Origin of the sequence: Tepidibacter mesophilus (genome assembly GCF_002724055.1) — a bacterium.
Lineage (GTDB): Bacteria > Bacillota > Clostridia > Peptostreptococcales > Peptostreptococcaceae > Tepidibacter_A > Tepidibacter_A mesophilus.
Genome location: NZ_BDQY01000017.1, coordinates 60,310 through 69,616, shown reverse-complemented (window position 1 = coordinate 69,616; position 9,307 = coordinate 60,310). Strand labels below are relative to the sequence as shown.

The 9,307-nt window shown below is 30.5% G+C and carries 11 protein-coding genes and 1 rRNA gene; all 12 read right to left on the bottom strand.

Features of this window, described 5'->3' with window-relative positions; genetic code table 11:
• A 16S ribosomal RNA gene (locus Tmeso_RS11195) occupies positions 1–215 on the bottom strand; the annotation flags it as partial.
• Positions 216–524: 309 nt separating this feature from the next.
• Positions 525–1,748 (bottom strand): NupC/NupG family nucleoside CNT transporter, encoded by a 1,224-nt coding sequence (locus tag Tmeso_RS11190; RefSeq protein ID WP_099191202.1) that lies wholly within the window; start codon positions 1,746–1,748, stop codon positions 525–527.
• 256 nt (positions 1,749–2,004) lie between these two features.
• Positions 2,005–2,715 (bottom strand): N-acetylmuramoyl-L-alanine amidase CwlD, encoded by a 711-nt coding sequence (cwlD, locus tag Tmeso_RS11185; RefSeq protein WP_242967914.1) that lies wholly within the window; start codon positions 2,713–2,715, stop codon positions 2,005–2,007.
• Positions 2,716–2,782: 67 nt separating this feature from the next.
• The gene (gene rpsI, locus Tmeso_RS11180) at positions 2,783–3,175 is read right to left on the bottom strand and encodes a 30S ribosomal protein S9 (protein ID WP_099191200.1); all 393 of its coding nucleotides are present in this window, start codon (positions 3,173–3,175) and stop codon (positions 2,783–2,785) included.
• Between the two features lie 28 nt (positions 3,176–3,203).
• Positions 3,204–3,632 (bottom strand): 50S ribosomal protein L13, encoded by a 429-nt coding sequence (gene rplM / locus Tmeso_RS11175; RefSeq protein WP_099191198.1) that lies wholly within the window; start codon positions 3,630–3,632, stop codon positions 3,204–3,206.
• A gap of 120 nt (positions 3,633–3,752) precedes the next feature.
• Positions 3,753–4,484: a tRNA pseudouridine(38-40) synthase TruA gene (truA, locus tag Tmeso_RS11170; protein ID WP_099191196.1), complete on the bottom strand. Its 732-nt coding sequence runs from the start codon at positions 4,482–4,484 to the stop codon at positions 3,753–3,755.
• A gap of 14 nt (positions 4,485–4,498) precedes the next feature.
• Positions 4,499–5,296 carry an energy-coupling factor transporter transmembrane component T family protein gene (locus Tmeso_RS11165; RefSeq protein ID WP_099191194.1) on the bottom strand — a complete coding sequence of 266 codons (798 nt, stop codon included), beginning with the start codon at positions 5,294–5,296 and terminating at the stop codon, positions 4,499–4,501.
• Positions 5,293–6,153, bottom strand: coding sequence for an energy-coupling factor transporter ATPase (locus tag Tmeso_RS11160; RefSeq protein WP_099191192.1), 861 nt, complete (start codon positions 6,151–6,153; stop codon positions 5,293–5,295). The genes Tmeso_RS11165 and Tmeso_RS11160 overlap by 4 nt, the downstream gene beginning before the upstream one ends.
• Positions 6,144–6,974 carry an energy-coupling factor transporter ATPase gene (locus Tmeso_RS11155; RefSeq protein WP_099191190.1) on the bottom strand — a complete coding sequence of 277 codons (831 nt, stop codon included), beginning with the start codon at positions 6,972–6,974 and terminating at the stop codon, positions 6,144–6,146. Before Tmeso_RS11155 ends, Tmeso_RS11160 begins: the two co-directional genes overlap by 10 nt.
• Before the next feature lie 324 nt (positions 6,975–7,298).
• Positions 7,299–7,640 carry a 50S ribosomal protein L17 gene (rplQ, locus tag Tmeso_RS11150; protein WP_099191188.1) on the bottom strand — a complete coding sequence of 114 codons (342 nt, stop codon included), beginning with the start codon at positions 7,638–7,640 and terminating at the stop codon, positions 7,299–7,301.
• Positions 7,641–7,657: 17 nt separating this feature from the next.
• Positions 7,658–8,605, bottom strand: a complete 948-nt coding sequence (locus Tmeso_RS11145; RefSeq protein ID WP_099191186.1) for a DNA-directed RNA polymerase subunit alpha — start codon at positions 8,603–8,605, stop codon at positions 7,658–7,660.
• Between the two features lie 68 nt (positions 8,606–8,673).
• Positions 8,674–9,297, bottom strand: a complete 624-nt coding sequence (gene rpsD, locus Tmeso_RS11140; RefSeq protein ID WP_099191184.1) for a 30S ribosomal protein S4 — start codon at positions 9,295–9,297, stop codon at positions 8,674–8,676.
• Between the last annotated feature and the right edge of the window lie 10 nt (positions 9,298–9,307).

The window sequence follows — 9,307 nt, the reverse complement described above, 5'->3', positions numbered from 1 at the left end:
AAATCTTTGACATTTTTAAGATGCCTTAAAAATGTATTATCTCGTATTAGCATATCTTTCGATATGTTATCCGTGTGTATAGGGCAGGTTACCCACGCGTTACTCACCCGTCCGCCGCTAAGATTAAAAAGCAAGCTTTTTAATCTCCGCTCGACTTGCATGTGTTAGGCACGCCGCCAGCGTTCATCCTGAGCCAGGATCAAACTCTTAAATAAAATTTAAAGTTTGTCAGTACTCAGTAAACTGACTTTTTGTTTGTTTATTCCGAAAATCACTGTTGTGATTTATTTATAACCTACTGTTTAATTTTCAAAGTTCATATGTTGTGTTCATCTGTTTCTCGTTTGCCTCGTTATCGAGGACAAGTAATAATATATCACCTTTAAAACTTTTCGTCAATAGTTTTTTTAAGTTTTTATATATTTTTCGTTTTTTTCATTTTATATATGTGGTTACATTAAATTATATGAACTATACTTTTAATTAATATATGAAGAAGAAGTCGTTTTGAAACGACTTCTTCTTTATATAATCATACCCGCTATAGATGCTGTTAAAAATGCAGCTACAGTTCCTCCAATTAAAGCCTTTATTCCCAACTGAGCTAGTTCTCCTCTTCTTTTAGAAGCAAGTCCCCCAATTCCTCCGAGCTGAACAGCTATAGATGAGAAATTTGCAAATCCACAAAGAGCATACGTTAGTATAGTAATAGTTCTAGGTTGAAGTGTCCCATTATCTATATGTGTAGATAAATTAGCATAAGCAACAAATTCATTTATAACTGTTTTTTGCCCTAATAATGAACCAGCTGTAACTATATCTTGAGCTGGAATACCCATTATATACGCAATCGGAGCACATATATATCCTAGAATTGTTTCTAAAGTTAATCCATGTATTCCTGCTATATTTCCTATCGCTTCGATCCCTCCATTAACCATAGCTATTAAAGCAACAAAAGCAAGTAACATACCCGCAACATTTAGTGAGAGTTGTAATCCTTCTGAAGCGCCTCTAGCTGCTGCATCTATAATATTAGCATCAATTTTTTCTACTTCAAATTGTACATTTCCTTTTGTAACCGGTTCCTCTGTTTCAGGAACTATAATCTTAGCTGCTACTAATGCTGCAGGAGCTGACATTACAGATGCTGCTATTAAGTGACCTGCATCTACTCCCATTCCAACATATCCTGCCATAACCCCACCAGCAACTGTAGCCATTCCGCCTATCATTATTGAATTTAACTCTGATCTTGTCATTTTTTCTATATATGGTTTTATAACTAAAGGTGCTTCTGTTTGTCCAACAAATATGTTTGCAGCTGCTGATAAAGACTCTGCTCCCGACGTACCCATCAATTTTGCCATAAATCCAGCTATATATTTAATTATAAACTGCATAACACCTAGATAATATAGTACTGACATAAGTGACGAGAAAAATATTATAGTAGGTAATACTTGAAATGCAAATATAAAGCCAAAACTGTTTATATTACTAACTAATCCACCAAACAAAAACGAAGAACCTGCTTTTGTAAAATCTAACAGCCCTGTTACAAATCCTGATAATTTTTCAAATACCACTCTTCCTATACTTGTTTTTAAAATTAAAAATGCAAATAATACCTGTATCCCTATTCCCATTGATACTAATCTAATATCTATTTTTTTTCTATTTTCAGATATTAAGTAGCATATTCCTAATAGTATAAATATTCCTATAAAACTTATAAATCTTTCCATACGTTTTCCTCCTTTTTCAAAGTAATCCTCGTTCTATCGATTTTACAAAGAAAATACTATCATATTTTGTCGAAAAAATCAAACTTCAATTATAATAAATATTTTAACATTCAATTTTACTTAAATATCATTTTAGTATTTATTGAATATTTACTATTTTCAAATTTACTTGCAGTAATCAATACTTATAGAAGTGTCTTATATATCAAAAAAATAGAAGTTATATGTATTAATACATATAACTTCTATTTTTATATTATTGCAAAGAATTAAAATATTTTTGTATTCCAGCATATATTGCCCATGCTATTTTATCTTGATATTCATCCGTCTTAAGAAGTTTTTCCTCATTTGAATTAGATAAAAATCCACATTCAATAAGTGCTGATGCAACTTCATTCCCTTTGAATAAATACAAATTATCTCTCTGCTTTGCCTGTCTATCATTATTTTTATCAATAACTCTTCTCATCTCTTCTTGTATAAAAATTGCTAACTGTTTTCCATATTCATCATTTTTAGGGTATAGTACTTGTGCTCCATAATATTTAGATTGGCTAAAACTATTTAAATGTATAGATATAAACATATCTGCTTTCGATTCTTTTATTAATTGCTTTCTATTTCTTAGATTCTCATTATATTTTTGTCTTATACTTTTATTCCCATCTTCTATATATAAACTCTCATCTTTTTCTCTTGTTAAAATAACCAAAGCTCCGCTCTCTTCTAGTAATGATCTTACCTTCAATGCTATTTTTAAATTTATATCTTTTTCTAAACTACTTTTCCCTAATGCCCCTGGATCTATTCCACCATGTCCAGCATCAATTATTATAACCTTATTAGTTACAGGCATATTTATAGTATTTTTACTTATATTATAATTAGTTAAATATATTATGCAAAATACCATAGTAAATGCTATAGTCCACAGAGTATATTTTTTTCTTAAAAAAATAACCATATATAATCACCCTGTAAATATATATGAAAAAAGACTTTGGAATATTCCAAAGTCTTTAATGTATATATTATCTCTTTGAGAATTGCGGAGCTCTTCTCGCAGCTTTTAATCCGTATTTCTTTCTTTCTTTCATTCTTGGATCTCTAGTCAAGTATCCAGCTGTCTTTAAAGTAGGTCTTAATTCTGCATCTACCTTTAATAAAGCTCTTGATATTCCGTGTCTTACAGCTCCTGCTTGTCCTGTAAATCCTCCACCTTCAACCTTTACTATAACATCATACTTTCCTTCAGTTTCAGTTATAACTAATGGATTTTTAACTTCTCTTCTTAAAGTCTCATAGTTGAAGTATTCTTCTAAACTTCTTCCATTAACAACTATATTTCCTTCACCAGCTACTAATCTTACTCTAGCTACTGAGTGTTTTCTTCTTCCTGTTCCATAATATTGAACGTTTGCCATATCTAACTCCTCCTTTCACCTAAATTAATTATATATCTAAGCTTTCTGGGTTTTGAGCTGCATGAGTATGCTCAGCGCCAGCAAATACTCTTAATCTTTTCATCATTTTACTTCTTAATTTATTCTTACATAACATACCATTTACAGCATGATTTATAACTTCTTCTGGCTTTTCAGCTAAAAGTCTTCTGTAAGGGATTTCTACTAATCCACCAACATGCCCTGTATGATATCTGTATAGTTTTTGATCTAATTTCTTTCCTGTTAATTTAACTTTAGCAGCATTAACAACTACAACGAAATCTCCACCGTCTACGTGTGGTGTAAATGTAGGCTTATGCTTACCTCTTAATAATATTGCAATTTCAGTAGATAAACGACCTAAAGTTTTTCCTTCAGCGTCTATTATATACCATTTTCTTTGAACTTCACTTGGCTTACCAATATATGATTTCATTATTTTCCCTCCTTACTATCCTTTTATGTGCGCAAATTAACCTTTATATAAAATCCGGGGCTAGTGGATTTATAAACACATTCCTTATACATTTTAATACAACGAGCCAGGTGTGTCAAGCTAATAATATACTTTTTTCAAAAACAAACCTTTACTAGCTGCCGTATGCCCTGCTTTATTTCTATCTTTGGATTCTATAATCTCTTTTAGGCTTCGATTTATTTTTCCTCTACCTATGTCTACTAATGTTCCTGCTATTATTCTAACCATATTATATAAGAACCCATTACCTTCTATTTCTAATAGAATTAAATCTTCTTCTTTTTTTAATCTTATATCATATATAGTTCTAATAGTTGTCTTAACAGATGATCCAGAACTCATAAACCCTTTGAAATCATGCTCTCCGATTAAATATTTTGACTCTTGTATCATTTTATTTATATCTAGGTCATACTTTACTAAATATGCAAAATCATTATGAATAGGTCTTTTGTACTTAGAGTTTAGTATTGCATATCTATATAGTTTTCTTTTAGCGCTATATCTTGCATGAAAATTATTGTCTACTTCTTTCGCATCTATTATACTTATATCGTCTGGTAGCTTAGAATTAATAGCCTCAGGTATTTTCTTAATATTTATACTGCTATTAGTATAAAAATTTGCTACTTGTCCTAAAGCATGGACTCCTGCATCAGTCCTTCCTGATGATGTTATACTTACTTTTTCTTTAGTTATCTTATATATAGCATTTTCTATGCACTGTTGTATTGATATTCTATCATTTTGTATTTGCCATCCGCAGTAATTTGTTCCTTTATATTCTATCGTAATCATTATATTGCGCATACTATCACCTATATTTATATTATTCTAGTTATTATTATTATAGTTATATAAATAAATACTATACTATAAGCTATATAATCTCTTTTATTCATCTTTATTTGGTTCATTCTCGTTCTATTATCTCCACCTCTATAGCATCTAGCTTCCATAGCCATAGCAAGTTCATCTGCTCTCCTAAATGCACTTATAAACAAAGGTACTAATAACGGAACTAAGTTTTTAGCTCTACTTATAATGTTCTTACTTTCAAAGTCAGCTCCTCTACCCATTTGTGCTTTCATTATCTTATCAGTTTCATCTAATAGTGTAGGTATGAACCTTAATGCAATTGTCATCATCATAGCAAGTTCATGTGCTGGTACTCCTATTTTTTTAAAAGGATTTAAAAGTTTCTCTATTCCATCTGTTAATTCTATTGGAGATGTTGATAAAGTAAGTAATGATGTGCCAACAACTAACAATATAAGCCTTATAACCATAAAACTTCCTTGTTTTAACCCTTCATCCGATATGCTTAAAGGTCCTATATCAAAAACCGTACTACCAGGTATCATAAATATATTGATTACAAAAGTGAATACAATTATGAACATTATTGGTTTTAACCCTTTTAATATATAATTAACAGGTATTTTAGATAGTTTAAGTGTTAATATAATAAAAGCGAGTACTAAAACATATGGATAAAACTGATTTATTATAAAAAGAGAAGACATGAATATAAATGTAGATATTAATTTAACTCTTGGATCTAATTTATGTACTACAGAATTAGTAGGATAATATTGACCTATCGTTATATCTTTTATCATTTCTTTTTACTCCTTATATATTGTAATATTTCTTCTTTAGCTTCTTCTAAAGTAATAATATCTTCTCTTATATTAAAACCTTTTTCCCTCAGCTTTATAGTAAGCTCTGATACCTGTGGTATTCCTAGTCCTATTTCTTTTAGTCTTTTTCCTTCTTTAAAAACTTCTCTAGGAGTAGACATCAACTCAACCTTACCTTTATACATAACTAGTATTCTATTAGATATTTTAGCCATATCTTCCATACTATGTGAAGATATTATTATTGTAATATTATATCTTTCATGAAGATGTTTTATTTGAGCTAAAATTTCATCTCTTCCTGATGGATCAAGTCCTGCTGTTGGCTCATCTAATATTAAAATATCGGGCTTCATAGCTATAACACCTGCTATTGCTACTCTTCTCTTCTGACCCCCAGATAAATCAAATGGAGATCTATCCTTAAAATCATTATAGTCAAGTCCTACAAGCTCCATAGATTCTTTTACTCTGGCATATATCTCCTCTTCACTTAATTTCAAATTGGAAGGCCCAAATGCTATATCTCTAAATATAGTTTCTTCAAATAATTGGTACTCTGGATATTGAAAAACGACTCCAACTTTTTTCCTAATTTCTGTTAAACTAACATTAGAATCCGTTATATCTACACCATCGATTATTATATTTCCACTGGTTGGCTTTAATAATCCATTCATATGTTGAATCAAAGTAGACTTTCCAGATCCTGTATGTCCTATCAAACCTATTATCTCACCTTTATTTATTTCTAAGTTTACATTGTCAAGTGCTTTACTTTCAAAAGGTGAGTTTGGATTATATACGTATACTAAATCTTTAACTACTATCGACATAAATTCATCACCATCTCATCTACAGTTAATATATCTGATTTTATATCTATTCCTTCTTTTCTAAGTTCATATGTAAGTTCTGTCATAAAAGGAACATCCAACCCAAGTTTTTTTAACTTATCTACATGTACAAAAACTTCTTTAGGCTTTCCTTGCAATACTATTTTCCCTTTTTCCATTACAACTATTCTATCTGCATCTACTGCTTCTTCCATAAAATGAGTTATGTGTATTATTGTAATATTTTCTTCCTTATTCAATCTTTTTATAGTATTCATAACTTCTTTTCTTCCAGATGGATCAAGCATAGCTGTTGGTTCATCAAATATTATGCATTCCGGTTTCATAGCAATAATTCCGGCAATTGCAACTCTTTGTTTTTGACCACCTGATAACAAATGAGGTGCTTTATCTTTAAACTCATACATTCCTACAGATTTTAAAGACTCTGTAACTCTTTTTTTTATCTCATCCGGTTGTATTCCTAAGTTTTCAGGTCCAAACGCTACATCTTCTTCTACAACTGTTGCTACTATTTGGTTGTCTGGATTCTGAAATACCATACCAGCACTCTGCCTTATTTCCCAAAGCTTAGAATCATCTTTAGTATCCATACCATTTATAAATATATTACCCGTTGTAGGCTTTAGTATTGCATTCAAATTTTTTGATAGTGTTGATTTTCCAGACCCATTATGCCCTATAATAACCACAAATTCTCCTCTTTTGATATCTAAGTTCAATTCATCGAGAGCCTTTGACTGAATATTTTCTTGAACATACTCAAAAGATATATTATCTATCTTTACTATGTCATTCATATTTTCCCCTCTTTTCTATTATAAAGAAGTCTTTATTATACAATTTTAAAAGTAGACTTCTTTGAAATTCATAACAAAAGTCATATGTACTTGAAAATTATAAAAGTCTATAACTTTCTATTCATTATAAAGAGTCTTTATTATACGATTTTAAAAATAGACTTCTTTGGAATTCTAAAGGTATTTTAAAACTTATTCTATTTTTATATAATCTAAATTCTATTATATAAAAATAGAATAAGTTTTAAAAGCATAAATCTTACTTTATTTTGAAATTCATATAAAAAAATAGGAATTAAGCTATTAGCCTAATTCCATCTTCTACTATACTAATTCTAGTATTGCTACTTCAGCTCCATCACCTTTTCTAACACCAAGCTTTATAATTCTTGTATATCCACCATTTCTTTCTTGGTATTTAGGAGCTATTTCATCAAATAAATTTTTGATTACTGTTTCATCTAAAACGTACGCTGATGCTTGACGTCTAGCATGTAAGTCTCCTCTTTTTGCTAGAGTTATCATTTTTTCAGCCATTCTGCGTGTTTCTTTTGCTCTTGTTACTGTAGTCTCTATTTTTTTATTCTTTAAAAGATCAGTAACTAAGTTTCTAAGCATCATGTTTCTGTGAGCAGTTACACGACCTAATTTACGGTACTTAGCCATGTCATTCCCTCCTTTTCTTAGTCTTCGCTCGGCTTAAGTCCTAGTTCTAGTTCTTCAAGTTTTTGAATAACTTCTTCTAATGACTTTTTACCTAAGTTTCTAACTTTCATCATGTCTTCTTCGCTTTTGCTGCTTAATTCTTCAACAGTATTTATACCTGCTCTTTTTAAGCAATTATACGATCTAACAGAAAGATCAAGCTCTTCGATAGTCATCTCCAGAACTTTCTCTTTTTTATCTTCTTCTTTTTCCACCATTATTTCAACATTTCCAACATGCTCTGTAAGGTTGATGAATAAATTCAAGTGTTCTACTAATATTTTAGCACCAAGAGAAATTCCCTCTTGAGGATTTATACTTCCGTTAGTCCAAACTTCAAATATTAATTTATCATAATCTGTTATTTGACCTACTCTTGTATTTTCAACTTTATAACTTACTTTCTCAACTGGAGTATATATAGAGTCTACAGGAATTACACCAATAGGCATGTTCTCAGTTTTATTATTTTCAGCTGGAACATAACCCCTTCCTTTATCTATATTTATCTCCATATTAAATTTAGCATTTGTGTCTAAAGTAGCTATACATAAATCCTTACTTAATATTTCTACATCCGAAGGACATATAATATCTTTACCTGTTATTACACCCTCGCCCTGAGCTTCTATTTTCAATGTTCTACTGCCTTCTCCATCTATCTCAGCAGATAATTCTTTTAAAGCAAGCATTATTTCTGTTACATCTTCTTTTACACCCGGTATTGTAGAGAACTCATGAAGTACTCCATCTATTTTTATAGAAGTAACAGCCACTCCTGGAAGTGAAGAAAGTAGTATTCTTCTTAATGCATTTCCTACAGTAATTCCGTATCCTCTTTCTAAAGGCTCTACGATAAATTTACCATATCTATTATCTTCGCTTATTTCACAAATTTCTATTCTAGGCTTTTCTATTTCAATCATTAATAAAACCCTCCTTAATTTTTATTAATCCACTGAGGGCAAACATTTCTACGATACAACTCAATTTATTACTTAGAGTAAAGCTCTACTATTAAGTGCTCTGCTATTTCTAAATCTATATCTTCTCTTGTTGGTAAAGCAGTTATCTTAGCTTCCATCTTTTCTATACTTGCATCCATCCACTTAGGAGCAACTCTTGTAGAGTTTTCAACAAGTGATTTAAATTTAGCTGAAGATTTTGAATTATCCTTAACAGCTATAACATCGCCAACTTGAACTATCATAGAACCAATATTAGCTTTATGTCCATTTAATATAAAATGTCCATGTCTTACTAATTGTCTAGCTTCTTTTCTTGAAGAAGCAAGTCCCATTCTATAAACAGTATTATCAAGTCTTCTTTCTAATAAGCTAAGTAAGTTTTCACCTGATATTCCTGGCATTTTTTCAGCCTTTTCATAAAGGTTTCTGAATTGAGTTTCTAAAACTCCATATATTCTCTTAACTTTTTGCTTTTCTCTCAATTGTAATCCATAGTTAGAAACTTTTTTTCTTCCTTGTCCATGTTGACCTGGAGCATAGTTTCTTTTATTTATAGCACATTTATCTGTATAACATCTATCGCCTTTAAGGAATAATTTCATTCCTTCTCTACGGCATAGTCTACATACTGCACCTGTATATCTTGCCATTTATTACACC

What these genes read in the sequence shown, in the direction of transcription:
- Tmeso_RS11190 (WP_099191202.1), bottom strand. Translation starts at nt 1,748, where the DNA reads ATGGAAAGATTTATAAGTTTTATAGGAATATTTATACTATTAGGAATA.
- cwlD (WP_242967914.1), bottom strand. Translation starts at nt 2,715, where the DNA reads ATGGTTATTTTTTTAAGAAAAAAATATACTCTGTGGACTATAGCATTT.
- rpsI (WP_099191200.1), bottom strand. Translation starts at nt 3,175, where the DNA reads ATGGCAAACGTTCAATATTATGGAACAGGAAGAAGAAAACACTCAGTA.
- rplM (WP_099191198.1), bottom strand. Translation starts at nt 3,632, where the DNA reads ATGAAATCATATATTGGTAAGCCAAGTGAAGTTCAAAGAAAATGGTAT.
- truA (WP_099191196.1), bottom strand. Translation starts at nt 4,484, where the DNA reads ATGCGCAATATAATGATTACGATAGAATATAAAGGAACAAATTACTGC.
- Tmeso_RS11165 (WP_099191194.1), bottom strand. Translation starts at nt 5,296, where the DNA reads ATGATAAAAGATATAACGATAGGTCAATATTATCCTACTAATTCTGTA.
- Tmeso_RS11160 (WP_099191192.1), bottom strand. Translation starts at nt 6,153, where the DNA reads ATGTCGATAGTAGTTAAAGATTTAGTATACGTATATAATCCAAACTCA.
- Tmeso_RS11155 (WP_099191190.1), bottom strand. Translation starts at nt 6,974, where the DNA reads ATGAATGACATAGTAAAGATAGATAATATATCTTTTGAGTATGTTCAA.
- rplQ (WP_099191188.1), bottom strand. Translation starts at nt 7,640, where the DNA reads ATGGCTAAGTACCGTAAATTAGGTCGTGTAACTGCTCACAGAAACATG.
- Tmeso_RS11145 (WP_099191186.1), bottom strand. Translation starts at nt 8,605, where the DNA reads ATGATTGAAATAGAAAAGCCTAGAATAGAAATTTGTGAAATAAGCGAA.
- rpsD (WP_099191184.1), bottom strand. Translation starts at nt 9,297, where the DNA reads ATGGCAAGATATACAGGTGCAGTATGTAGACTATGCCGTAGAGAAGGA.